This window comes from Synechococcus sp. A15-44 (assembly GCF_014280115.1).
Lineage (GTDB): Bacteria > Cyanobacteriota > Cyanobacteriia > PCC-6307 > Cyanobiaceae > Parasynechococcus.
Genome location: NZ_CP047938.1, coordinates 1330106 through 1353902 on the forward strand (window position 1 = coordinate 1330106; position 23797 = coordinate 1353902).

The following is a 23797-nucleotide window of genomic DNA, read 5'->3' on the forward strand; positions in this document are numbered from 1 at the left end:
CTTCAGGCCTGCAGGGCCTTGATCGAAGCGGTGGCTGGCAGATCACCAGAGGTGTTGCTGAAGCGCTCAAGGATGCGTTCAGCCATCTGCGCAGGAGTGAGGCCAAGAGCTTCCTTGCTCTGCTGCGGCGTGGCGTGATCAACCAACTGGTCGGGGATGCCGATGCGCAACATCGACACGTTGATGTCCTGATCGATCAATGACTCCAGAACCGCTGCACCAAAACCACCGGGCAGGGCTCCCTCTTCCATGGTGACCACACGGGGGATGCGACGTGCCAGGGGATGGATCAGCGCCTGATCCAGGGGCCTCAGGAAGCGGGCGTTGATCACAGTGGAGGAGAGACCGGCTTCCTCCAGAAGCGTTGCTGTGGCAAGGGCAGGAGCCACCATCGAGCCGTAGGCCACGATCATCAGGTCGTCACCTTCCCGCAGCAGTTCACCGCGGCCGATCGGCAGCGATTCCCAACCCTCTTCCATCAGCGGCACACCTTCACCGGAGCCCCGGGGAATGCGCAGGGCTGTCGGCCCATCGTGCTGAAGGCAGGTCACCAGCATGCGCTGCAGCTCAGCTTCATCCTTCGGTGCCATCACCGTGAAGTTGGGAATCGCCCGCATGTAGCTGATGTCGTACTGACCTTGGTGGGTCGGTCCGTCGGCACCCACGATGCCGGCACGGTCGAGCACGAAGGTGACGGGAAGCTTCTGAATCCCCACGTCGTGAATCAACTGGTCGTAGGCGCGCTGCAGGAAGGTGCTGTAGATGGCCACCACGGGGCGCAGACCTTCACAGGCCATGCCAGCTGCCAGGGTGACGGCGTGCTGCTCAGCAATCCCGACATCGACGTACTGCTCCGGAACGGCCTTCTGAAGCAGGTCGAGTCCGGTGCCGGTGGCCATGGCTGCGGTGATGCCGATCACCCGACTGTTCTGCTCACAGAGCTTGACGAGGGTCTGCCCGAACACCTTGCTGTAGCTGGGGGGCTTGGGTTTTGACGAAGGAATCGCCTTGCCGGTGCCGAGATCAAAAGCGGATTGGGCGTGGTAACCCACCTGATCGGCCTCGGCGTAGGGATAGCCCTTGCCCTTCTTGGTGACCACATGCACCAGCACAGGGCCACCCTCACGGTGAGCCGCCTGGAAGGTGCGCACCATTTCACCGATGTCGTGGCCGTCGATCGGACCCATGTAGGTGAAGCCCAGCTCCTCGAACACGGCACCCACCTTGGGAACCGCGAGGCGGCGCATGCTCCCCTTCAGACGGTTGAGCTCGGCAGGGAGTTCTCCACCCATGAAGGGAAGGTGACGAACGCTCTCTTCAACACTCCCTGAGAGGAACTGCATCGGTGGACTGAGCCGCGCACGGTTCAGCACGTTCGAGAGCGCACCAACCGGCGGAGAGATCGACATGTCGTTGTCGTTCAGCACCACCAGGAGAGGTGTGTTGGGAAGGTGTCCTGCGTGGTTGATGGCCTCCAGAGCCATGCCGCCTGTCAGGGCTCCATCACCGATGACGGCAACGCATTTGAACGACTCGCCCCGGTTGTCCCGCGCCATGGCCATGCCCAGCGCCGCTGAGATGGAGGTGCTGGCATGACCCGCTCCGAAGTGGTCGAAATCGCTCTCTGTGCGCTTGAGGTAACCCGCCACCCCGTGCTGCTGGCGCAGGGAGTCGAAATCATTGAACCGGCCGGTGATCAATTTGTGGGGGTAGGCCTGATGGCCCACATCCCAGATCACACGGTCATGGTCGAGATCCAGCGTCTGGTACAGCGCCAGGGTCAGCTCCACAACCCCCAGGCCAGGCCCCAGGTGGCCACCGCTGGTGGACACCACCTGCAGATGCCGCTCACGAATCTGCCGAGCCACGTCCTCAAGCTGGGCCGGGCTGAGTCCGTGCAGCTCATTCGGATGCTTCAGATCTCCGAGATGCATGCACTGCCAACTCCAATACGTTCAATCTACGGGAACCAACCCGGATCCTGTCTGGATCGAACCCTTGGAAGAATGGTGCGATGACCGACTACCTGCAGCGGATCCTGCGTGCCCGCGTCTACGACGTGGCGCGGGAAACCCCTTTGGATCCTGCACCCAATCTGAGCAGCCGGCTGAACAACACGGTCTGGCTGAAGCGGGAGGATCTCCAGCCGGTGTTCTCGTTCAAGCTGCGCGGCGCCTACAACCGCATGGCGCAGCTCAGCAAAGACGAGCTTGAGCGCGGTGTGATTGCCTCCAGTGCCGGGAACCATGCCCAGGGCGTCGCCCTGAGTGCCCAGCGGCTTGGCTGTCGGGCCGTGATCGTGATGCCAAGCACCACACCCGAGGTGAAAGTGCGGGCCGTGCGGGCCCTGGGTGGTGACGTGGTTCTCCATGGCGAGACCTACGACGAGTGCTCCGCAGAGGCACAGCGACGCTGCAAGGCCGAGGGGCTCACCTTCATTCACCCCTTCGACGATCCGGAAGTGATCGCAGGCCAGGGAACAATCGGCATGGAGATCATGCGCCAGGCCGAGCAGCCACCCAACGCGATCTATGTGGCCGTGGGTGGTGGTGGCCTGATCGCGGGCATCGCCGCCTACGTGAAACGGCTCTGGCCGGAAACGGAGGTGATCGGTGTGGAACCGGTGGATGCCGATGCCCTGAGCCGCTCCCTCGAGCGAGGGCAGCGGGTGGAACTGGAACAGGTGGGGCTGTTTGCCGATGGCGTCGCCGTGAGAAAGGTTGGGGAGCACACCTTTGCGCTCGCCCAGCAGTTCGTCGATCGGATGGTGCGGGTCGACACCGATGCCATCTGTGCCGCGATCAAGGACGTCTTTGAAGACACCCGTTCAATCCTGGAGCCCGCCGGTGCCCTAGCGGTTGCCGGGCTCAAACAAGACGTGGCCGAGCGCCAGCTGGCGGGGCGCAATCTGGTGGCGGTGGCCTGCGGGGCCAACATGAATTTCGACCGGCTGCGCTTCATCGCCGAACGGGCTGAGCTCGGGGAAGAGCGCGAAGCAATGCTGGCCGTGGAGATTCCCGAATCACCCGGCAGCCTGAGGCGGCTTTGCGAACTACTGCGGGAGCGCAGCCTCACGGAATTCAGTTACCGCATGACCGATGGGGCCTCGGCGCAGATCTTCATCGGTGTGCAGGTGAGCGATGACAACGACCGTGCCTCCCTGCTGGGCCAGCTCGAGCGTGGCGGCTTCCCCTGCCTCGATCTCAGCGACAACGAATTTGCCAAGGTTCACCTGCGCCACATGGTGGGCGGCCGTCTGCCTGCTTCAGCCCGCACGGCCTGTGCCGGCGAATGCAAAGAACTGCTGTATCGCTTCGAATTTCCCGAACGCCCGGGTGCCTTGATGAGCTTCGTGGATGCTCTCCACCCCGGGTGGAGCATCAGCATCTTCCACTACAGAAACCACGGTGCTGACGTGGGGCGCATCGTTGTTGGCGTGCTGGTGCCGGAACAGGACATGCAGGGCTGGACCGAATTTCTCAATGCCCTGGGCTATCGCCACTGGGATGAAACCAACAACCCGGCCTATGGCCTGTTCCTCTGAGTTTCAGGGCGGTAACTTGAGTGCTCTCGAGGGGTTGTGATGACGTCTCCATCCCTGCCCACCCGGCTCGAGGCGATTCTTTATCTCAAGGGTCGGCCCGTCAGCATCGGGGAACTGGCCGAGTTGGCCGACGCCGACCGCCGAAGCGTTGAAGAAGCCCTCGTCGCCCTGACGGCCTCCTACGCCCAGCGGGACAGTGCCCTGGAGGTCGTTGAACAGAGCGGTCGCTACGGGCTGCAGCTGCGGCCGGGCATGGGCGATCTGGTCAAAGATCTGCTTCCGGTGAACCTCTCCACAGCAACCCTGCGAACCCTCGCCACCATTGCCCTGAAGAAACGCATTCTTCAATCGGATCTTGTGGACCTGCGGGGCTCGGGTGCCTACGACCACATCAAGGAACTGCTGGCGCAGGACTTCATCGAACGGCGTCGTCAGAGCGAGGGGCGGTCCTACTGGCTCACCCTCACCGAAAAATTTCACCGCACCTTCTCCGTGCTTCCTGATCTTGGGGCAACCGATCTGACGGAAGCTGCATAAAGTCGGAGCAGAACAGCTCCCGTCATGGAATCTCTACCCGTCACCTTGCTGCAGGTGCTGTCCCAGACCCTGCAGATCTATTCCTTGGTGTTGATCGTGCGGGTTCTGCTGAGCTGGTTCCCGAATCTGGACTGGGGCAATCCAGTGCTCAGCAGCGTGAGTGCGATCACTGACCCCTACCTGAATGCCTTCAGGGGTTTGATCCCACCGCTGGGCGGCATTGACCTCTCCGCCATCCTGGCCTTCCTGGCCCTGAACCTGTTGCAGAGCCTGGTGGGGCAGTCGATCAGCGCCTTCTACATGTCGGGCTCCAGCTGGTGATCACGTCTGGGTGATCACTGCTGGTTGATGCCTCGTTCCAATGGCAGCAGGTCATCCTCGTCAACATCAACGCGGCTGCGGACCGGAGCATTGAATCCACGGGCACGGGGATTTTTGATCACAAACGGCCCTGGGGTTCCGGCCGGCACTGAGATTCGCAGGGCGAACGGGGAGTGACCAGGGTTCACATCCCCGATGGATCCCACCCGGGTTCTGTTGGGAAGAACAGGTTCACCACTGGCATCCAGGATCCGTGCGTACACATCGGTGTCGATGACGCTGTTCTTGCTGCGGTTCTCAACGTCTCCCGTCAACACATAACAGCTGGCACCAACCGGGCGGCTTAATTCAGGTTGATTTCCGGCATCCAGCTCTCCACAGGGATCCAGGCGAACCTCACTGAGCTGGAGTTCAGCGGCGTCACAGGGGAGCGCCAGCCCCAGCAGCAAGGGCAGGCAGCACAACACGGAAACAAGTCGACGGAGCATCAGAAGATCAACGTTGGTCACCACTGCCTCCGATGCGCCCACGGGCAGCCCGGCTCGACAGTTTCTGCAGGTTGGCGTCAGCCACCTCGTTCAGGTCATAACCCAGTTCGCTGGCCAGCTGAGCCACGTACCAGAGCACATCTCCCAGCTCCAACTTGATCGCTTCGCGGGTGTCGGCATCAAACACACCGCCTCGGTCGCGAATCACCTTTTTCACTTTGTCGGCCACCTCGCCGGCTTCACCGGTCAAACCAAGGGTCGGATAGATGGGATTACGGCCCACATCCGGGTAGGCAGCCGTCTTTCGGGCGGCGTCCTGATAGGAATTCATCTCCATGGGCCCGGTTGGGAAACGCCCGGATGGTAGTTTCCGCAAGGATTTTCAGCCGCGATATGGGCCAGTTCGACCTGAACCGACGGACCAAGATCGTGGCCACCATCGGCCCTGCCACGGAGAGTCCGGAGCGGATCAAGGAGCTGGTCAAGGCTGGTGCCACCACCTTCAGACTGAACTTTTCCCACGGGGACCACAGCGAACACGCCGCACGTATCGCCACGATTCGTCAGGTGTCTGAGGAATTGGGGCAGACCATCGGCATTCTCCAGGACCTTCAGGGCCCGAAGATCCGGCTCGGGCGTTTTGCTGAGGGTCCGATCACCCTGGCCAACGGCGATCCGTTCACCCTCACCTCACGGCCGGTGAGCTGCGACAAGACGATCGCAACGGTCACCTACGACAAGCTGGCGGACGAAGTCACCGCAGGTAGCCGGATCCTGCTCGACGACGGCCGCGTTGAGATGAAGGTCGACACCGTCGACAAAGCGCAGCAGACCCTGCATTGCACCGTCACCGTGGGCGGTGTTCTCTCCAACAACAAGGGCGTCAACTTCCCCGACGTTCAATTGTCCGTTCGCGCTCTCACGGACAAGGACAAGACCGACTTGGCCTTCGGACTCAGCCAGGGGGTGGACTGGGTGGCCCTCAGCTTCGTGCGCAATCCCTCCGACATGGAAGAGATTCGCGGACTGATCCGCGAACAGGGCCACGAGACCCCCGTTGTGGCCAAGATCGAAAAGTTTGAGGCCATCGATCAGATCGATTCGATCCTGCCGCTCTGTGACGGCGTGATGGTGGCCCGCGGTGACCTTGGCGTGGAGATGCCGGCCGAGGAAGTGCCGTTGCTGCAGAAGGAACTGATCCGGAAGGCCAACAGCCTGGGCATCCCGATCATCACGGCCACCCAGATGCTGGATTCCATGGCCTCCAGCCCCCGGCCCACCCGAGCCGAAGTCAGCGACGTAGCCAACGCCATCCTGGATGGCACCGACGCCGTGATGCTCTCCAACGAGACCGCGGTGGGGGATTTCCCCGTGGAAGCCGTGCAAACCATGGCCACCATTGCTCGCCGGATCGAGAAGGACTATCCCCAACGCTCGATCGACAGCCACCTGCCCAGCACCATCCCCAATGCCCTGAGCGGTGCGGTCAGCACCATCGCCAGCCAGCTCAATGCCTCGGCGATTCTTCCCCTTACCCGAAGTGGGGCCACAGCTCGCAACGTCAGCAAGTTCCGGCCTGCGGCACCGATCCTTGCCATCACCCCTGATCGCACGGTTGCCTGTCGTCTGCAACTGGTTTGGGGCGTGACACCGCTGGTGATTCCCCAGAGCGAACGCACCACGCAGACCTTCCAAGCGGCGATGGTCAAAGCCAAGGAGCTCGATCTGCTCAAGGAGGGTGATCTCGTGGTGCAGTCCGCAGGCACCCACACCGGCGTTTCCGGATCCACCGATCTGGTCAAGGTGAGCATCGTCGGCAACGAAGCACAGGCGACACTGATCTGAGCGACGCCAAACCATGAACCGGCGCATGCCCGCAACGGAAACGGTGCGGATGGCCCTGTCCACCCTGCGCAGCAACAGGCTGCGCAGCCTGCTCACGATGGTGGGCATCGTGATCGGCAACGCCTCGGTGATCACCCTGGTGGGGATTGGACGCGGAGCGCAATTGCTGGCTGAAGGCCAGTTGAACAACCTCGGCGCCAATGTGTTGTTTGTGGTTCCGGGCAACACAAACGCCAGACGCCAAGGGGTCACGCGACCGAAAACGCTCGTGCTGGAAGATGCCGAAGCCATCGCCACCCAGGTTCCCAGCGTCAAGCGCGTTGCGCCCGTGATCAACACCAATCAGGTGGTGCAGGCCGGAGCCCGCAGCTCCACGGGTGCGGTCTTCGGCGCGACATCGGAGTTCCCCCCCGTGCGCGGATTCGACGTGGCCAAGGGCCGTTTCATCAACGCCAAGGACGTGGCCGGTGCGAAAGCCATCGCCGTGCTCGGTTCGGATCTACGCACCAAGTTGTTTCCCACTGGCTCAGCGATTGGCCAGCAGGTGCGCATCGGCAATCAAAGCTTTGAGGTGGTCGGTGTGATGGCCCCTAAAGGGGCCGTGTTCGGCAGCAACCAGGACGAAAACACGTACATCCCCATCACCACGATGGTGAACCGGATCACCGGTCGGGATCCGATTTATGGCGTCAGCCTCAACTCCATCAGTGTTGAAGCCAGGGATGAAAACAGCATCAACGCAGCCAGCTTTCAGATCAACAACCTGCTGAGGCAGCGGCACCGGATTCTCCGGGACGACGATTTCGTGGTGCGATCCCAGAAGGACGCCCTCACCATCGTGGGCACCATTACCGGAGGACTCACCCTGATGCTCGGGGCCATTGGTGGGATCTCCCTGCTGGTGGGAGGCATCGGGATCATGAACATCATGTTGGTGTCCGTCAGCGAACGCACCGAGGAGATCGGTCTGCGCAAAGCCCTGGGGGCCCGCAGCGGTGATGTTCTGCAGCAGTTTCTGGTGGAATCCCTGGTGCTTGCCAGCCTTGGCGGCGCCATCGGCACGCTGGCGGGTCTTGGAACAGTGAGCCTCGTAGCGGCGGTCACGCCCCTGCCAGCAACGATCGGCGCAACGATGGTGGTGGTCACCGTTGGACTCTCAGGATCCATCGGGCTGTTCTTCGGTGTTGTTCCAGCCCGACGCGCCGCAAAGCTCGACCCGATTGTTGCCCTGAGAAGCCTTTGATCAGGCCTCAGAAATCAGTCCAACTCCTTTACACTAGTTAACGAATTTCTTCAGCTCATGAATCAGCGCTGGCGCCTTCTTGCCCTCTGGCTGTTGCCAATCGGCGTCGTGTTGCTGATCGGCTGGCAGGTGGTGAGCAACGGAGGCATCAACGGCCTCAGCCAGGACAGCAATGGCACCACCGTCGCTCCCCGCAATGCTGCGGTGGCACGGATGAGCTACGGCCGCTTCCTCGATTACGTCGAAGCCGGTCGCGTCACAGCCGTTGATATCTACGACGGTGGCCGCAACGCCGTGATCGAAGCTGTCGATCCCGACCTTGATAACCGGGTCCAGCGCCTGCGCGTTGATCTTCCAGGTCTGGCCCCTGAGCTGATCAACACGCTGAAAACCGAAGGCATCAGCTTTGACATTCATCCGCCCCGCACAGCACCTCCGGCCCTCGGCGTGCTGGGCAATCTGGCCTTCCCGCTGCTCCTGATCGGTGCCCTGATCTTCCTGGCCCGTCGCAACAGCAACATGCCTGGCGGCCCAGGCCAAGCCATGCAGTTCGGCAAGAGCAAAGCCCGCTTCATGATGGAAGCGGAAACCGGCGTCATGTTTGATGACGTGGCCGGCGTCACCGAGGCCAAGCAGGAACTCCAGGAAGTGGTCACCTTCCTGAAGCAGCCCGAACGATTCACCTCCGTGGGTGCTCAGATTCCCCGCGGTCTTCTGTTGGTCGGCCCTCCCGGCACCGGCAAAACCCTTCTGGCCAAGGCCATTGCCGGTGAAGCGGGCGTTCCCTTCTTCTCCCTTTCTGGTTCTGAGTTCGTTGAGATGTTCGTTGGCGTGGGTGCCAGCCGCGTCCGCGATCTGTTCAAGAAGGCCAAGGAAAACAGCCCTTGCTTGATCTTCATCGACGAAATTGATGCCGTTGGCCGCCAGCGCGGTGCCGGCATCGGTGGAGGCAACGACGAACGCGAACAGACGCTCAACCAGCTCCTGACGGAGATGGATGGCTTCGAAGGCAACAGCGGCATCATCATCATTGCCGCCACCAACCGCCCCGACGTTCTGGACTCAGCTCTGATGCGTCCCGGCCGTTTTGACCGTCAGGTCACCGTGGACGCCCCCGACATCAAGGGTCGCCTGGCCATCCTCGATGTGCACTGCCGCAACAAGAAGCTCGAAGAGGAGCTGTCCCTCGAAAGCATCGCCCGCCGCACCCCTGGCTTCACTGGTGCAGACCTGGCCAACCTGATGAACGAGGCGGCCATCCTCACCGCCCGCCGCCGCAAGGAAGCCATCGGCTTGAGCGAGATCGACGACGCTGTGGATCGGATCATCGCCGGCATGGAGGGTCGTCCCCTCACCGACGGTCGCAGCAAGCGTCTGATCGCCTATCACGAAGTCGGTCATGCCCTGATCGGCACATTGGTCAAAGACCACGATCCTGTTCAGAAGGTCACCTTGATTCCCCGTGGCCAGGCCCAAGGTCTGACCTGGTTCTCCCCGGATGAGGAGCAAACCCTGGTCACCCGTGCCCAGCTCAAGGCACGCATCATGGGAGCCCTGGGTGGTCGTGCCGCAGAGGACGTGGTGTTCGGACACCAGGAAGTCACCACCGGAGCCGGTGGCGACATCCAACAGGTGGCGTCGATGGCCCGCAACATGGTGACCCGACTCGGCATGAGTGATCTCGGCCCAGTAGCCCTCGAGGGCGGCAGCCAGGAAGTGTTCCTTGGCCGCGACCTGATGTCACGCAGTGACGTGTCGGAATCGATCTCCCAACAGATCGATGTTCAAGTGCGCAACATGGTGAAGCGCTGTTATGACGAAACCGTGGAGATCGTGGCTGCCAACCGCGAAGCCATGGATCGCCTGGTGGAACTGCTGATCGAGAAGGAAACCATGGATGGTGATGAGTTCAAGGCTGTTCTGGCTGAATTCACCGCAGTCCCTGAAAAGGACCGCACTGTCGTCACCCTCGATTAATCACCGTTCCAGCCTGATCTGGTTGATTGATTCGGCCCCACCATCCCTAGGATGGTGGGGCTTTTTATTGGACTTCAATGGATCAGCGTGATGGGATCCAAAGTCCGATGGAAAGTTTCAGCTCATTCCACGGAGAGGATTGGAGTCCTCAACGGGCAGCTTTTCATCAGAATCTCGAGCAGTTTGCCGACCGAATCGGCCTGATTGTTGGACTGCAGGGCAACGGAAAAGTGAGCCAGGAAGAAGCCTATGAACAAATCAAAGCGTTGTGGTCGCAACTAAAAGAAAGCCGTAAAGATCTTCTCGATTAGCAACAACTATTGGCTTGAATCAAGGACTTTACTTTTGCGTCGTCGACAACGCTCGGAGCAGTACACAACCTCATCCCAGCAATTTCTCCAGGCTTTGCGCCACTCAAAGGGACGCTCGCAGACCGGACAGATCTTGCTGGGACGGTTGTTTTTAGAGCTTCCCTTCTTCAAGCAACGGCCTGAACGGGTCGCTTGTCGATCACCGAATCAATCAAGCCGTAGTTCACCGCTTCGGTGGGTGACATGAAGAAGTCACGGTCGGTGTCCTGCTGGATCCGATCAAGGGGTTGTCCGGTGCGATCGGACAGCTCCTTGTTGAGGCGATCCTTGAGGAAAAGGATTTCGTCCGCCTGAATCCGGATGTCGCTGGCTTGGCCCTGGGCACCACCCAAGGGCTGGTGAATCATGATCCGGGAGTGCTGCAGGCTGCTGCGCTTGCCCTTGGTGCCGGCACAGAGCAGGAAAGCTCCCATGCTTGCGGCGAGGCCGACACACACCGTGTGCACGTCCGGTTTGATGTGCTGCATCGTGTCGAAGATGCCGAGGCCGTCGTAAACCGAACCGCCGGGAGAGTTGATGTAGAGGTAGATATCTTTCTCGGGATCCTCAGCTTCGAGGAACAACATCTGGGCCACGATCCGGTTGGCGGAGTCACTGGTGACAGCCTCACCAAGGAAGATGATTCGCTCGCGCAGAAGCCGGGAATAAATGTCAAAGGCCCTTTCTCCCCGGCCGGACTCCTCAATCACAATGGGGATCATCTGAGCATCAGCAGGGTCGCGCAATCCTAACGGCGATGTCTGCGGCGCTAGGGTTCCGGCCATTCATTCCTGGACTGCACGTTGGCCGCAAGTCAGACCATCGCCGACAGCAAACGCGCGTTTCATCAGGCCTTTCCCCACGTCATTGCGCCGCTGTACCGCCGCCTTGCTGATGAGCTGCTGGTGGAGCTGCATCTGCTGAGCCATCAAAGTCGGTTTGAAGCCAACGGTCTGTTCAGCGTTGGGCTCTGCACAGTGTTCGACACCTTCACCAAGGGCTATCGGCCTGAAGCGCAAACCGAGGCACTGTTCAGTGCCCTGTGCAGCAGCAATGGCTTCGACGCAGCGAAGCTGCGCAAAACCAACGCCTCTCTGGTGGACCAGGCCAAAGGGAAGGATCTCGAAAGCCTCAAAAGCTTGCTGTCATCCCAAAGCCTCAACGAGGGCAGCCACTACTCCCGTTTGATGGCCGTTGGACTGATGAGCCTGCTCAAGGCGGCTGCAGCGGATGCCACCGGTACGGACACCGAGGCCATCGTCAAACAGAGCAAGGAACTTGCTGAGGGACTCGGTTTGCCCACCGATCGCGTTGAGAAGGATCTAACGCTGTTTGGCTCCAACAGTGAACGGATGGATCAGGCCGTTGAACTGGTGGAAGAGACCATCGCTGCCGAGAAGCGCAAGAAGGAACGTCGCTTGAAAGAGCAGGCTCAACGCACGTCCAGTTGAAGCCGAAGCCATCCGGGCTGTTGCTGCTTCGGCAGTGCCGTCATCTCAAGCTCCAGTTGAGGTGCCTTGCCAACCACCCGCGGCCAGCCCGGTCCGAGCCAACCCAACCGAGCCAATTGATCCGGTCGTGCGCGAAGGCGAAGCTGCTGTTGGCCCATCCGTTTCAGCGGATTGCTGCGGAGGTTCGGGGCATCCCCCAGCGCCAGCAGCAACTCCACCTGACCTCGGAGTGCAGGACCCAGTGACCAACCACCTTGCGGATGACCCTGGGGATCCAACCAAACAACGGCCAGATGGTTTGAGGGCCGACCATCGGGAGACAACAGGGGACGTTCAACCCGTTGAACCCCGCGCTTCAACAAGGCGGTGGCAACGGCATCAAGACTGCGCTTGATCATGGCGATTTCACCAGCAGCCAGCATCAACCTGGCTTGAATCGCAGCCTGGAAACGAGCACCCTCCAGCGCATCCAACCGCACAAGGACAGGTGCCTTGAGCAGAACGTTGCGCAACTGCTTCAGCAATCCGTAGCGGCTGTCGAGTTGTTGGGCGAACAGTGAATTGTTGAACAAGGATCCCAGCAGCGGCTGCAGGGAAACGCTGTTGAGCTCCAGGTAAGCCGACGGCGGATCGAAGCGAACGAAATTGGCTTGGCGTTCCGTGTGGTGAACCTGCAGGGCCGCGAAAGGGCTGGAGGCCACAGGCCCTTCAGCCATCAGACGATCGCCCCGGAGCGCAACACGCAGACAGCCATGCGACACGCTCGCCAAGGCGGGAAAAAGGGAACCGCTGATCGAAGCCAAGCCTGAGGGTTGCCACTGAACGGCCGATCCGCTGGTCAGCAGCCGTAAGCAGCGCTGTTCCAGAGCCGAGGGCTCCCGTCGCTTCAGCGACGGAAGTTGATCAAAACTGCTGCGGTGCAGTTCATCAGCGAACAGCAGATCCAGAGCAGACGAATGCGGTGAGGACGGAAGAGCCAGAAGGGGTTCACCGTCGTCCAGCCAGATCAGCCACCAGGTGCCGCGACCATGACGGGCCCAGCGATCAGGAGCTGCCGAAGCACCAAGCCGCTGCTGCCAGAGCTTCGGCACCGGTGCAGCGGGGTCAGCCTCAAAACTCTGAACCAACCGTGCCCGCCGACTGATCTCAAACAGCTCTGCTGTTCCACGGTGATTCAGGGAAGGCGTCTTCAGGCTGGAGGTGCCCAGCAGCAGGGCGGGCAAAAAAAAGCACAACCCCAGGAGAAGGGCTGTGCAGGGATGTAGTCCAATTTGACGTCGGACGGACGGAATCAGGAGGATGACTTGGTTGAACCTTGACGGCGTCGACGGTCCCTCCATTCGATCGTTGAGAGATAGATCACGGCAAGGCTGACGAAGACAAGAAGCACAGCTGCCGTGACCGCCAGGGTCTGGCTGAGAAGGGGTGCGTCTTGAAGCACAGATTCGATCAGAAGTTCAGGGTGCCGTCACCATTGCGTCCCCAGACGACCATGGCGATGGAGAAACTGAACATGGCGGCCAAGGACGCCCAACCCAGAGTGAACAACATGCGCTTGACCACTTGACTGTCGGGATCCTACCTAGGGTTCGGCACCTTTTCGTCCGCCCGAAGGCATCTGTCATGACAAGCTCCAGTCCAGGTTCATCAGCAGTGCTGGAGCGTCAGGGAACAACACAGCGCTACCCCCAGGCTCGCGTGATCGTTCTGGACGACGATGTGAACACCTTCCAGCACGTGGTGGATTGCCTGCGCAAGATCATTCCCGGCATGAGTGAGGACAAGGCATGGAACCTCGCCAACAAGATTGATGGGCAGGGTGCGGCTGAAGTTTGGTGCGGCCCCCTGGAGCAGGCCGAGTTGTACCACCAGCAGCTTCAGGCCGAGGGCTTAACGATGGCCCCTCTGGAACGCTGCTGAGTCAGGCCGCCGGCTCACGGCTGGCTTTGGTGAGGCGCAGCAGATCAGCCACCTGCAAACGCTGCAGCTGCTCGTCCATCACGAAACGCACCACCCGGCCAGGGCACAAGGCCAGGCCCCGAACCTCCGTTCCGTGCACTTCAGCGGTGAGCATGCGGACCTGGGGGCCGCAGGCATCCTGCAGCGGTCCGCTGATCACGTGGCGGAGAGCGTCTACTGATTTCAGCATCACAGCCCCGGAGCGCTCTCTCTGGCATAGCCAAAGTGGCTAACTTTCACCAGTTCTAGGGTTTTCGTTCAGCTTTGGGCCGGGTCGTCATCACCCACAGCACCTATGTGGACGGCTTGATCCCATGGCTGAAGGCCCTGTCCCACGAGACGGAGATCCAGACGATCACCCCTGCCGTCATTAGCCGGGTGCGTGGCCGCAGTCCTGAACTGCAGCTGAGGGTGTCCACCCCGATCACAGGGGGATACAAGCTGGTGGCCCGCAAGGGGACATCCGCCCAGGAAGTCTTTGTGGTGACCTCGATGAGTCGGCCAGACCTGGAACAGGCCGTCCTGCATCACCGCCCCTGAAGGGGTTGGCCTGACTCGAATCCAGCAGCACGACAGGTCTGAGGATGACCATCGGCAACGGCGGGATCTCGCGCACAGAGTTCAGCCCAATCGGATCGGCGGAAACATTGGGGAAGGATGGCCCGGCATGCGACTTCAGCGTCATCCGGCAAAAAGGTGACAGCGTCAGCCGCGGGGCTGCCGAAACAACCCACAAGCAGTGCGCTTGCCACCAGGCCGAAAACAGATGAAAAGAAAGAAACCAGCACGGATGGATGAACAATGAAGCGATGCGGAAAAGTGATTCTCAACAACACCGACAGCCAACCAACTCAATGGGAGAACGAAATGGGTTCCCTCAATCCATGCACAGTTGCATCTAGAAGTGGCATCAACCAACGGCATCAATCATTGGAGTCAGATGCAGGAATCTTGAATTCCATGAACAGCGCCTCCGCATCAGCATAATCTTTCTTTTCACGCAAATAAAAAACCTGAGCTTTCCACCAATCCCAGGTTTCCATTTGGATCAGTTCGTCCAGGCGTGGATCACGCATCTCAGCACTGCAACCAAACAAACACTAAGGACAGGAAAAGCGCTGACAAGCTTTGTTCACACAGCCGTAAGCATCATCGACTACACAACAGCACAGGGGTAGCCTTGAAAGCTGCAGCGATCGATCCATGCCCCTCGAAATTGCCGTCAAACAAGGGCAACAAACGATGGAGAGCATGGGCAGTTTCGACGACCTCGAAGACGCTTTGACCGAATTCAACGAATTGATCAACCGTCGAAACTGGCATCAGAGCGTGACCACCATCTCGCTGACCGACACCGATAAAAACAAATGCCTCGCCCAGTACGCGCTCCAGGAGTTCAACCACTCCGAAAACTAGCTCCACCAAAAATCTCCACTCCAACCCAGACAAACGTATCTAGAGTGCAATAAGAGCAAAAAATTTCAGCATGAATGGCAAACTACTGGTGATCAGCATCGGCTCATTCTTCCTTCTGTTTTTTGTGGTCGAGTCTTGGCTGATGAGGGGCCTGCCCCACTAACAAAGCTGAGACGTTTTAAAGCAGAACCTAGAGAGAAGACAAAAAAGTCATCCGGTAAACCAAGTCCAAAAAACAAAATTTCAGAATATCGACGTAGAAACTTGGAGATATTGATTTTGTGATGGCTTGGCAAAGTCCAAGGCTCCCTCCACATTCATCAAGCGAAGGGGGTGAACCGCCATGCCGTGCGAGCCCCAGTGGTCGACCTGGAAGAACCAGAAGGGGCGACAAAGTGGGGTTTCGTTTCCGGCTGCATGGCCGGTCTACGTCACCGTCACGACAGTCTCCCCAAGTCGAAAGAGAGTCAGATCAGAGCACTAGAAAAAGGCCGTCACCAACACAGCAGTTCGCTACCAACCTTAGTCCTGACTCTCGCTCTCGAGGGGCCAGATCCGGCGAATGGCGGCAAGTGCTAACTCAGCCTCATCGCGCCGCTTGAGGAGCGTGTCACCCGCAAGCAGCAGCGTCACGTGCCCCAACTTGCGGCCCGGTGTTTCCGGCGACTTGCCGTACCAGTGCAGGTGAAGCCCCGGCATGGCCTCCAGGGCCTCAAGCCGCTGATCCAAAGGAGGGTGACGCTCGGGGTCCAGGCCGAGCAGGTTGACCATCAAGGCACCACGGCTTTTGAGCTCGGGATCAGGCACGGGAAGACCAGCCGCGATGCAGAGCTGCTGATCGAACTGACTGCTGGTGCAGGCCTCGATCGAGTAATGCCCGGAATTGTGGGTGCGTGGAGCAATTTCATTCACCTGCAGGCCAGCGGGCCCATAGAAAAACTCCAGAGCCAGCACCCCCACATAGCCGAGCTTCGTCATCAGAGAGGCCGCAACGTTGTAAGCCAGGGCAGCCACCGAAGGATCCACGGGAGCAGGGGCCAGAACCCAGTCGCAGACTTGTTGATGTTGGTGGGTTTGCACCAGCGGAAAATGGCGGATGCGGCCGCGCTGATCGCGGCTGACCACGAGAGCCAACTCCAGCTCGTAGTCCACCCAGGATTCCAACAACCAGTCGTCGGCAGGGACCGCCCGCAACAACTGCGCCAGGCCATCAATGTCGCGCAACACCACCGTGCCCTTGCCGTCGTATCCACCACGGGAGGCCTTGGCCATCACCGGAAAGGTCCAGCCCTGAGGAAGCGCGGGCTGGGCCGGTGAAATCAAACTGAGCGGACACCAGGGCGGGCTCGGGATCGCCAGATCGTCGAGCAGCTGGCGCTGCGACAACTTGTCGACCAGGGGCGAAAGCGCCGCCAGCGAGGGCTGGAAACGAACCCCCTGCTGCTCCAGCGGCAGAAGAGCATCGATATTGACCCACTCGTTCTCGAAGGTGATGCCGTCACAACCCACCACCAGCTCCCGGGTTCCTGCCACATCCCGGGGATCCGCTGCCACGAGGCGCGAGGCCAAACCAGCCGCGGGATCAGCTGCATCGGACGTTTGAACAGCGATGGGAACATCGCGTTGCGCGGCGGCCTGCACAAGCATCCGTGCCAGCTGACCACCTCCAACAACGCCGATCATCGTGTCCGAGCTGATGTCCGCAGCTTGCCAGTTTGCAGGGTCGCTGACAGCGTCAGATCAGGGGGCGATCGCCGGCAAAGGCCAACCGGATCATGGTGAACAGCAGCACCAACAGGAACAGCGCCAGGCCCAGGGTGCAGGCGTAGCTGATCTCCAATTCGGCAAAGGCCTGGTCGTACACGTAATAAACGATGGTTCGCGTGGCATCCGCAGGACCTCCCTGGGTCATCAGGAACACTTCCTCGAACACCTTCGTGGCCGCGATCGACGACACCACAGCGACCAGGGTCACATAGGGACTCATCAAGGGCAGGGTGATGTCGAGATGCTTTCTCCAGCCCTCACTGCCATCCAGCTCCGCTGCCTCGTAGAGCTCCTGGGGGATGCCTTGCAAACCCGCCAGAAAAATCACCATGTAATAACCAAGTCCCTTCCAGAGGGTCACCAACATCACGGCGGGCAGGGCCAGCTGCGGCGTAGTGAGAAAACCAATCGGGCTGAAGGCATCACCGAGCAGGGCACTCAACCATCCATTGATCAGTCCGTTCTCGGCATAGAGCCAGCGAAAGGCGATGGCTGCAACAACGATCGACACCAGCACCGGGGTGTAAAAGGCGCCCCGCAGAAAAGACCGACCGGGCAGCCCCTGGTTGACCAGCACCGCCAGCGCCAGCGCCCCCAGAACGATGGGAGGCACCACACCAACCAGATAAAGGAAGGTGGTGACCAGCACCTGCCGCGCCATTGGATCCGACAGCAGGCGCTCCAGGTTGGCCAAACCAACAAAACGCAGGGGTTCACTGACGTCCAGCCCCGTGGCGGTGAAACTCATCACCAGAGCCATCAGGGCCGGCACCAGCACCGACAAACTGATCAGCACCACCGCCGGCAAAAGGAACGTCCAGGCCGAAAGGGAGTTGCGCACTGATCTTTCGCGCACAGGACCAGCGACACTGTTGCGAGAGTAGGTGGGTTCCAACGGTTTCATGACCACAATCACCCCGTTGCATCACATCCGCGTTGCGCTGGAGCGCAACCCCTACGACGTGGTGATTGGAGACGGCGGCCTGGCCAGGCTTGGTCAGCAGATGCTGGACGCTGGAGTGCAGGCGGGTCGACGTGTGCTGGTGGTCAGCAATCCGGATGTGGCCAGCCCCTATGGCGACGCCTGCCTGAACAGCCTCAGAGCGGCAGGTTTCAGCGTGGAACTGTTGGTGATTGACGCCGGCGAAACCCAGAAGACACCCGCCACGGTTGCGGAGATCCACGATGCGGCTTACAACTCCAAGCTCGAACGCAGCTCCTTGATGGTGGCCCTCGGCGGCGGCGTTGTGGGGGACATGACCGGCTTTGCGGCAGCCACCTGGCTGCGGGGCATCCAGGTGGTGCAGGTGCCCACAACCCTGCTGGCCATGGTGGACGCGTCGATCGGTGGCAAGACCGGGGTCAACCATCCCCGCGGCAAAAACCTGATCGGCGCCTTTCACCAGCCGCGGCTGGTGTTGATCGATCCCTCCACCCTGAACACCCTGCCCGAACGCGAGTTCCGGGCTGGCATGGCTGAGGTGATCAAATACGGAATCCTCGGTGACACGGCGCTGTTCGAGGAACTGGAGGCCTGCCCCGACCCGAGCACGCCCGCTGGGCTTGGATCGGAACGCCTGAGCTCAATCCTGCAGCGATCGGCCGCGGCCAAGGCCCGGGTGGTGGCAGCCGATGAAAAGGAGGGTGGCTTACGCGCGATCCTCAACTACGGGCATACCTTCGGCCATGTGGTGGAGACCCTCTGCGGCTATGGCACCTGGCTGCATGGCGAGGCGGTCGCCATTGGCATGGTGGCCGTGGGTGAACTTGGCGTGCTGCGGGGCAGCTGGAGTCGCGACGACGCCGAGCGCCAACGCCGACTGATCGACAGCGCTGGACTGCCCACCGCCTGGCCCGATCTCGCCGCCGATGCGGTTCTGGACAGCTTGCAGGGGGACAAAAAGGTGCGCGACGGTCGCCTGCGCTTCGTGATGCCCACCAGCATCGGAACCGTTGAGATTCGCGATGACGTCAGTCGGGACGAGATCCTCAGCTGCCTTGAGCGCCTGAAAGGCTGAAGCCGTCTTCAGGCAATCCGCGCCGGTAGGTGAGCCAGCGGAACGCACCGAGCCCCGCGGGGTCAACCAGGCGAAGCAGGGCTTCACGCCGTTGCAGGGCTTCTGCCAGCTGATGGCCCGGTAGCTGCTGTAGCCCATGCAGACGCTCTGCAAGCCCCAAGGCCAGAAGGGCCTCGCCCTGCTTCGCCTGATCACCCACCATCCAACCGTTGCGTTGAGCAGCCTCATCGACAAGCTCGATACAGAGATGGGCCGTGAGGTCCTGCTCGCCGGGCTGATCCAAGGGCGACAGCCTCGCCTGCTGAGCGCAAACAGCCATCAAGGTGCCGTCGGAGCGCCGGGCTGTGAAATAACGCTGGGCCTCCAGGGCGTAATCAATCACCAGCAGCACGCCCGCATCCACAGCAGCAGCAGCAGCAGCGAACCAGTCGGGCAGTGCACTGTTCCACTCCGTGGTCCACCCCTCTTCAGCATCGGGGGGCGGCAACTGAATGCCACCTTGGCTGCACACGCATCTGATCTCCTGGTGCAAACCATCGGGGAGAGGCCGATGCGTCGTTCGCAAACCACCGTTTGGAGCAAGCTCCACCCACTGCTGCCGGAGGGATCCCTCCCGCCAGATCAAGCGCTCCACCGGGAGGGCATCAAGCAACTCATGGGCAATCACCACCCCATGAACCGGAGCGCTGCCCAACGCGTCCAGGGAACACCAGCGCAGCCGCAGATCATCTTCCTCCTGCAGCAGAGCCTGTTGCCGCCGTCGCATGCCGGGATTGGCCTCCACCAACACCAATTCGATCCGAGCCAACAGCTCTGGATCAGCACCACGCAACGCAGCAACGAGATCCCGGGCCAGATGGCCCTCGCCAGGGCCGATTTCCACGATCGACAGACGTTGATCCGGATCACTTCGGGAGATCGACGTCAGCCAAGCCAGGATCTGAGGAGCCAGAAGGGCTGCGAAATCACTGCCCAGCGAGGGGGAGGTGACGAAATCACCCTGGGCTCCGATGCGTGCGCGGCCTGAGCCGTAATACCCGTGCTCCGGCTCATTCAGAGCCAGATCCATGAACCGGGAAAACGGAACGGCACCCCCCGCCTGATGCAGATGCGTTGCCAACCAGTCGGGACAGGACGCAGCCATCGGTTCCATTGGAGAGAATGCCGGTCGCTGCAGCAGTTCCATGGGAACACATCACATCCGACATCTGTGGAGCCTCGTCGTGGTGGCTCTGGTCAGCCTGGGTGTTCTGGTGACCCCGGCTGAGGCCTACGACAACCCGGAGCTGCTGCCGGATCACCCCACCCCGGTGATCGACCTCGCCAAGGTGTTCAGCGACACCCAGCGGGCCCAGCTGGAAGCATCCCTGGCGGATGTGGAGGAACGCACCGGCTGGAAGATGCGGGTGTTGACCCAGTACGAACGCACACCAGGTCTGGCCATTCGCGAGTTCTGGGGGCTGGATGAAAGCAGCCTGCTGCTGGTGGCCGACCCCCGCGGCGGGAACCTGCTGAACTTCAACGTTGGCGATGCCTACTTCGCGATGATGCCGCGCACTTACTGGGTGGAACTGCAGACCCGCTACGGCAACCAGTACTACGTGAAGGATCACGGCGAGGACGGAGCCGTGCTGGATGCCCTCAATGCGGTGGAAATCTGTCTGGACCGTGGTGGTTGTCAGGTGGTGCCTGGCCTTCCCCAGGAACAGTGGCTTTGGACGCTGACCACCTCAATCTTTGGCGGCTTGATTGCTGGCTTTGCGGCCTATCCCCGCAAAGAGGGCGAAACCATCGCCTGGGCCTGGTTGCTGCTGCTCTCACCGCTGTGGGTGATGCTGTTCGGCGTCTTCGGCGTTGCCCCTGTGATCACACGCACGTCTGAAGTGATGCCGCTGCTGCGCAATGGAGTCGGCTTCCTGGCGGGAGGCATCGCCGCGTATCTGATCGCCCAGGCCACCGTTGGCAGGAAACTGCAGAACGACGCCGAAGGCTGAGAAACGTCGAGAAACGTGAATGCCTTCAGAGCCGGGTGGCGCATTCAATGCGCGACCCGGTGCAAAGGGCCGGAGGGGGAGTGACAAGCGCCTGGCGCTTGACGTCACGCAGACGCCGCAACTCCGCGAGGTTCACGTCATAGAAAGAACGCAGTCGTGCGTATTTCTTGACGGGTTGGCCGTAGTAGCTGCGACCGGCGAGGGTTGGAAACGACGCCCATTCCGGAGCCAGCATGGCGGCGAGCAGCGGGCTGAGAACGCCGGTGTCGGTCAGACCCAGGGCTTTGCGCCGCTGAATCAGAAACAACGCGCCCTGGTCCTGCGCCTCAGGGCCGAAACCGCGCACGCCGATGCTGCGCTGAACCAGATTCCAAGTGAAGGGCATGAACTGGTAAGCCCCCGCAGCTGCACTGGCGTAGCGGGAGCTGTAGATCACCCGGTTGGGATGCCGGTCGAGCGAAGGCATCAAGCCACCGCCGAACATCACCCGATAGCCCACATCCAGACCACCTTTCCAGGTGCCTTCCGCAAAACGGATCGTGTTGAGCATCGCCCGACGTTCGGGCGTAATCACGTAGGGAATGGCCCGGCTGGGCTGGAAGTCAGAGGTATGGATCAGCTGCGCCCGAGAGGCGGAGGGGAGCAGGCTCGCCTGGGCAGGAAGAAGGGAACTGACGGCAGGCAGAACTCCGACGATCACGGCCGCATGAAGCGTCTGACGACCGATGAATGCAGAGATAGCCATAAAGAGCGTTCAAGGAGCATGCCCTCGAAAGAGGACGATGAGCAGATCAGAAGCGGATGAAATGCTCGAGCGGAAAAAATTTCCACACGACGTGACTTTCTCGAATTAGAGGCTCAAATCAATAGGTATATATGCCAGTCAAATAATCGGCCAGACCACTATCAAGCAGGCAAATCAGCTCAAAAAGGTGATGAAAAAGACCAAAAATTAAAAACGACTTGCAACCCAACCCACCAGTGCCAGAGCGGCTTCTTCAGCCCCTGATGCAGAAAGAGGGGCTTCGCTTGACGCCAGCAACGGCTGGTCCAGCTGCCATGCGCCGGTGTCCAGCTCCTGACGGCTGAGGCAGCGGTGCTGGCCGTGGCGACGCAAACCATCCATCAGCGCCGAAGCTTCGGCAAATCCGCTGCGCTCCACGACGTGCATCCCAACCCCTTGGGCCATCGCCTCGCAGAAGCTGCTGAAACCCGGCTTGCCCAAAAAACGGGAGCAACGGCCCAGCACATCGACGGGGCGTAGCCCATCCGGCAGAAACGTGAGGTTGGGGAGCACCGCCAACTCAGGCGCTTGCGAGGCATCTGCTGAAGCCGGAAGCAGGAAATGGTGGTTGGGCCAAAGCTGAAACAGTTCCCGCGAAAGGGACAAGCCCAGGCCTCCAAACCCCACCAACACCAGGGGAGCATCCTGGGCATCAAGGCAAGCCTCAAGATCCGCCGGAATGGGCCGCGGGCTGGCGCAAACCAAACCGAGCCTCTGTTCAGGCAACCCCCAGTGCATGGCGAGGTCAAACGGGCAGCGCAGCAACAGATCACCGCAGCGGTAGGCCTCAGCGGCAGCATCGGCCCAGCGTTGGAAGGCAGAGCCCAAGGGGCGATAGATGTCATCCCACCCGAAATTGCTCATCCACACCAGAGGTGCATCGAGGCGCTGGGCCAAGGCGGCTGCGGCCGGGGGAATGTCCCCGATGATCAACACCGGCTGCCCCTGCGACGCAATCCAGAGAGCCTCAGCCTCGATCAGGGCCGGCAGCCGTTGCTCCAGCTCATCCAGGGCCCTGAGGGTGGTGGCGCAATCCACACCGAGCGCGTCGGCCTGCACCATGCCCACATCCCATTGACAGGACCGCTGCTCAATCGCTGCATCCCCCAGCAGCAGGTTGAGGACGGGGGAGGGCAGACCCGAGCTCATCACCAAGGTCCATTCAGGACGCAGGCGGCGCAGTTGCTGGAGCACCGCAGCATCGCGAGCCGCATGGCCGAAGCCATGGCTGCTGCTGCAGAAATAAATCAGCACGGCAACGGAGGATCGATCGGCAACTGCTCCTGATGGATCAACTCAGCATCGGGGGTGTACCAGCGATGGGCGAGCTGCGTGAGGCTAGCCCCCTGGAATTCAGCCCAGGAGAGATGCAGCAACGTTCGACCTTGCCCATCCACACCTGAACGGGGCACACAGGCGGCATTGATCAGCGCGGTTCCATGGCGATGCCGCAACAGGGTCTGGCGGAAACCAGAGCCGCGCTTGAGGGCATGGTGCATGTGCCCAAAGATCACCAGATTGGCAGGTCGGTCTTTGGCCATGCGGTCCAGGGCAAGGGCCAGATCCTGATCCCCCCAGTCCACCGCCGGCGTCTTCCAGTCGCGTCCGCAGGGACTGGCGGCCTCGGATCCCAAGCCTGAGGGACCGCAGTGGGCCATGACGATCAGGGGCTGATCAGCGGGTACATCAGCGGCGGCCTGCACAATCCGCTCGGCTGAAGCCTCAAGCGACACCGGGCCGTACACCGCCTCCACCGCTTTCGACAGGTGAAAACCTCCACCAGCACTGCATGGACGCGCACCCACAACCGTCAACGGGAGCTCCGGCCACTGAATTGAGCGCCAAGCGCAATGGAGATCGCCGAGCACAGCGCGTTGTTGCTCGAGGATGCTGCCACTGCGATCACGCCCGCGGTCGTGGTTCCCCAGGATCACGGCCACGGGGAAGGGAAGCCGCGTGATCCGGCGCGTCAGACGCAGATCCCCATCAGCTAGATCACCAACGAAAAGAACAGCGTCGGGCTTGAGCCGCTGCAGCAGCTGCTCATCCGCGTCGCCCCAGGCGCCATGGAGATCACCGGCAATGGCAAGTCGCAGGTGCTTC

Annotated in this window: 29 protein-coding genes and 1 other RNA gene; 14 read left to right on the forward strand and 16 right to left on the reverse strand. The window is 61.0% G+C overall.

What is annotated here, in order from left to right:
- Nucleotides 1-2: 2 nt before the first annotated feature.
- Nucleotides 3-1934 carry a 1-deoxy-D-xylulose-5-phosphate synthase gene (gene dxs, locus SynA1544_RS07390; protein WP_186512751.1) on the reverse strand — a complete coding sequence of 644 codons (1932 nt, stop codon included), beginning with the start codon at nucleotides 1932-1934 and terminating at the stop codon, nucleotides 3-5.
- An 80-nt stretch (nucleotides 1935-2014) separates the two neighbouring features.
- Between dxs and ilvA the strand changes: the two genes are divergently transcribed.
- From ilvA to SynA1544_RS07405, 3 genes are read left to right on the forward strand one after another with little or no spacing between them, the layout of a single operon-like run.
- Nucleotides 2015-3544 (forward strand): threonine ammonia-lyase, biosynthetic, encoded by a 1530-nt coding sequence (gene ilvA / locus SynA1544_RS07395; protein ID WP_186512753.1) that lies wholly within the window; start codon nucleotides 2015-2017, stop codon nucleotides 3542-3544.
- Between the two features lie 39 nt (nucleotides 3545-3583).
- Nucleotides 3584-4081 (forward strand): SMC-Scp complex subunit ScpB, encoded by a 498-nt coding sequence (scpB, locus tag SynA1544_RS07400; RefSeq protein ID WP_115009114.1) that lies wholly within the window; start codon nucleotides 3584-3586, stop codon nucleotides 4079-4081.
- A 24-nt stretch (nucleotides 4082-4105) separates the two neighbouring features.
- Nucleotides 4106-4402: a YggT family protein gene (locus tag SynA1544_RS07405; RefSeq protein ID WP_114989255.1), complete on the forward strand. Its 297-nt coding sequence runs from the start codon at nucleotides 4106-4108 to the stop codon at nucleotides 4400-4402.
- 14 nt (nucleotides 4403-4416) lie between these two features.
- Here SynA1544_RS07405 and SynA1544_RS07410 read toward each other — a convergent pair whose 3' ends face one another.
- Both SynA1544_RS07410 and SynA1544_RS07415 read right to left on the reverse strand, forming a co-directional pair.
- A complete protein-coding gene (locus SynA1544_RS07410; protein WP_186515495.1) occupies nucleotides 4417-4890 on the reverse strand; it encodes a hypothetical protein in 474 nt (157 codons plus the stop codon).
- 7 nt (nucleotides 4891-4897) lie between these two features.
- Nucleotides 4898-5227 (reverse strand): nucleoside triphosphate pyrophosphohydrolase family protein, encoded by a 330-nt coding sequence (locus SynA1544_RS07415; RefSeq protein ID WP_006850816.1) that lies wholly within the window; start codon nucleotides 5225-5227, stop codon nucleotides 4898-4900.
- Between the two features lie 56 nt (nucleotides 5228-5283).
- Here SynA1544_RS07415 and pyk point away from each other — a divergent pair, with 56 nt between their 5' ends.
- From pyk to SynA1544_RS07435, 4 genes are all read left to right on the forward strand, one after another.
- Nucleotides 5284-6735: a pyruvate kinase gene (gene pyk, locus SynA1544_RS07420; protein WP_186512755.1), complete on the forward strand. Its 1452-nt coding sequence runs from the start codon at nucleotides 5284-5286 to the stop codon at nucleotides 6733-6735.
- 13 nt (nucleotides 6736-6748) lie between these two features.
- The gene (locus tag SynA1544_RS07425; protein ID WP_186512757.1) at nucleotides 6749-7978 is read left to right on the forward strand and encodes an ABC transporter permease; all 1230 of its coding nucleotides are present in this window, start codon (nucleotides 6749-6751) and stop codon (nucleotides 7976-7978) included.
- Nucleotides 7979-8035: 57 nt separating this feature from the next.
- Complete coding sequence (gene ftsH, locus SynA1544_RS07430; RefSeq protein ID WP_186497740.1) at nucleotides 8036-9955, forward strand: ATP-dependent zinc metalloprotease FtsH; 1920 nt, start codon at nucleotides 8036-8038, stop codon at nucleotides 9953-9955.
- 77 nt (nucleotides 9956-10032) lie between these two features.
- Nucleotides 10033-10266, forward strand: coding sequence for a hypothetical protein (locus SynA1544_RS07435; protein WP_255477497.1), 234 nt, complete (start codon nucleotides 10033-10035; stop codon nucleotides 10264-10266).
- Between the two features lie 6 nt (nucleotides 10267-10272).
- Here the strand turns inward: SynA1544_RS07435 and SynA1544_RS07440 are convergent, their stop codons facing one another.
- Together SynA1544_RS07440 and clpP are read right to left on the reverse strand one after the other, a co-directional pair.
- On the reverse strand, nucleotides 10273-10437 hold the full coding sequence (locus tag SynA1544_RS07440) for a DUF2256 domain-containing protein (protein ID WP_186512758.1): 165 nt from the start codon (nucleotides 10435-10437) through the stop codon (nucleotides 10273-10275).
- Complete coding sequence (gene clpP / locus SynA1544_RS07445; RefSeq protein WP_114989260.1) at nucleotides 10434-11027, reverse strand: ATP-dependent Clp endopeptidase proteolytic subunit ClpP; 594 nt, start codon at nucleotides 11025-11027, stop codon at nucleotides 10434-10436. Before clpP ends, SynA1544_RS07440 begins: the two co-directional genes overlap by 4 nt.
- An 81-nt stretch (nucleotides 11028-11108) precedes the next feature.
- On the opposite strand from clpP, the gene psb29 reads away from it, so the two are divergent.
- Nucleotides 11109-11756: a photosystem II biogenesis protein Psp29 gene (psb29, locus tag SynA1544_RS07450; RefSeq protein WP_186512760.1), complete on the forward strand. Its 648-nt coding sequence runs from the start codon at nucleotides 11109-11111 to the stop codon at nucleotides 11754-11756.
- Here the strand turns inward: psb29 and SynA1544_RS07455 are convergent.
- Entirely contained in the window at nucleotides 11738-12979 is a 1242-nt protein-coding gene (locus SynA1544_RS07455) for a hypothetical protein (RefSeq protein ID WP_186512762.1), read from the reverse strand. The two genes, psb29 and SynA1544_RS07455, sit on opposite strands and share 19 nt — an antisense overlap.
- A gap of 226 nt (nucleotides 12980-13205) precedes the next feature.
- On the reverse strand, nucleotides 13206-13307 hold the full coding sequence (gene petN, locus SynA1544_RS07460) for a cytochrome b6-f complex subunit PetN (protein WP_011364412.1): 102 nt from the start codon (nucleotides 13305-13307) through the stop codon (nucleotides 13206-13208).
- 72 nt (nucleotides 13308-13379) lie between these two features.
- Here petN and clpS point away from each other — a divergent pair, with 72 nt between their 5' ends.
- A complete protein-coding gene (gene clpS, locus SynA1544_RS07465; RefSeq protein ID WP_114989263.1) occupies nucleotides 13380-13676 on the forward strand; it encodes an ATP-dependent Clp protease adapter ClpS in 297 nt (98 codons plus the stop codon).
- A 1-nt stretch (nucleotide 13677) separates the two neighbouring features.
- Here the strand turns inward: clpS and SynA1544_RS07470 are convergent, their stop codons facing one another.
- A complete protein-coding gene (locus SynA1544_RS07470; RefSeq protein ID WP_186512763.1) occupies nucleotides 13678-13905 on the reverse strand; it encodes a hypothetical protein in 228 nt (75 codons plus the stop codon).
- Nucleotides 13906-13979: 74 nt separating this feature from the next.
- Here SynA1544_RS07470 and SynA1544_RS07475 point away from each other — a divergent pair, with 74 nt between their 5' ends.
- The gene (locus SynA1544_RS07475; protein ID WP_006851066.1) at nucleotides 13980-14255 is read left to right on the forward strand and encodes a DUF2103 domain-containing protein; all 276 of its coding nucleotides are present in this window, start codon (nucleotides 13980-13982) and stop codon (nucleotides 14253-14255) included.
- Between the two features lie 44 nt (nucleotides 14256-14299).
- Nucleotides 14300-14485: a hypothetical protein gene (locus SynA1544_RS07480; RefSeq protein WP_186512764.1), complete on the forward strand. Its 186-nt coding sequence runs from the start codon at nucleotides 14300-14302 to the stop codon at nucleotides 14483-14485.
- Between the two features lie 153 nt (nucleotides 14486-14638).
- Here the strand turns inward: SynA1544_RS07480 and SynA1544_RS07485 are convergent, their stop codons facing one another.
- On the reverse strand, nucleotides 14639-14791 hold the full coding sequence (locus SynA1544_RS07485) for a hypothetical protein (protein WP_170950607.1): 153 nt from the start codon (nucleotides 14789-14791) through the stop codon (nucleotides 14639-14641).
- Between the two features lie 127 nt (nucleotides 14792-14918).
- On the opposite strand from SynA1544_RS07485, the gene SynA1544_RS07490 reads away from it, so the two are divergent.
- Entirely contained in the window at nucleotides 14919-15131 is a 213-nt protein-coding gene (locus SynA1544_RS07490) for a hypothetical protein (RefSeq protein ID WP_115132692.1), read from the forward strand.
- A 331-nt stretch (nucleotides 15132-15462) separates the two neighbouring features.
- Here the strand turns inward: SynA1544_RS07490 and ssrS are convergent.
- The 3 genes from ssrS to SynA1544_RS07505 all read right to left on the reverse strand — a co-directional run bounded on the left by ssrS (nucleotide 15463) and on the right by SynA1544_RS07505 (nucleotide 17739).
- Nucleotides 15463-15646, reverse strand: a non-coding RNA gene (gene ssrS, locus SynA1544_RS07495) — 6S RNA.
- Between the two features lie 7 nt (nucleotides 15647-15653).
- On the reverse strand, nucleotides 15654-16814 hold the full coding sequence (locus SynA1544_RS07500; RefSeq protein ID WP_186512765.1) for a 5-(carboxyamino)imidazole ribonucleotide synthase: 1161 nt from the start codon (nucleotides 16812-16814) through the stop codon (nucleotides 15654-15656).
- A 52-nt stretch (nucleotides 16815-16866) separates the two neighbouring features.
- A complete protein-coding gene (locus tag SynA1544_RS07505; protein ID WP_186512766.1) occupies nucleotides 16867-17739 on the reverse strand; it encodes a carbohydrate ABC transporter permease in 873 nt (290 codons plus the stop codon).
- A 61-nt stretch (nucleotides 17740-17800) separates the two neighbouring features.
- Here SynA1544_RS07505 and aroB point away from each other — a divergent pair, with 61 nt between their 5' ends.
- Entirely contained in the window at nucleotides 17801-18916 is a 1116-nt protein-coding gene (aroB, locus tag SynA1544_RS07510) for a 3-dehydroquinate synthase (RefSeq protein ID WP_186512767.1), read from the forward strand.
- On the opposite strand, the gene SynA1544_RS07515 is transcribed toward aroB, so the two are convergent.
- A complete protein-coding gene (locus tag SynA1544_RS07515; RefSeq protein WP_255477499.1) occupies nucleotides 18888-20060 on the reverse strand; it encodes a class I SAM-dependent methyltransferase in 1173 nt (390 codons plus the stop codon). The two genes, aroB and SynA1544_RS07515, sit on opposite strands and share 29 nt — an antisense overlap.
- A gap of 40 nt (nucleotides 20061-20100) precedes the next feature.
- On the opposite strand from SynA1544_RS07515, the gene SynA1544_RS07520 reads away from it, so the two are divergent.
- Nucleotides 20101-20910 carry a TPM domain-containing protein gene (locus SynA1544_RS07520; RefSeq protein WP_115132697.1) on the forward strand — a complete coding sequence of 270 codons (810 nt, stop codon included), beginning with the start codon at nucleotides 20101-20103 and terminating at the stop codon, nucleotides 20908-20910.
- A 25-nt stretch (nucleotides 20911-20935) separates the two neighbouring features.
- Here SynA1544_RS07520 and SynA1544_RS07525 read toward each other — a convergent pair whose 3' ends face one another.
- From SynA1544_RS07525 to SynA1544_RS07535, 3 genes are all read right to left on the reverse strand, one after another.
- Nucleotides 20936-21655, reverse strand: coding sequence for a glycoside hydrolase family 104 protein (locus SynA1544_RS07525; protein WP_186512769.1), 720 nt, complete (start codon nucleotides 21653-21655; stop codon nucleotides 20936-20938).
- 207 nt (nucleotides 21656-21862) lie between these two features.
- Nucleotides 21863-22948, reverse strand: a complete 1086-nt coding sequence (locus tag SynA1544_RS07530) for a hypothetical protein (protein ID WP_186512770.1) — start codon at nucleotides 22946-22948, stop codon at nucleotides 21863-21865.
- Nucleotides 22942-23790, reverse strand: coding sequence for a TIGR04168 family protein (locus SynA1544_RS07535; protein ID WP_186515497.1), 849 nt, complete (start codon nucleotides 23788-23790; stop codon nucleotides 22942-22944). The genes SynA1544_RS07530 and SynA1544_RS07535 overlap by 7 nt, the downstream gene beginning before the upstream one ends.
- Between the last annotated feature and the right edge of the window lie 7 nt (nucleotides 23791-23797).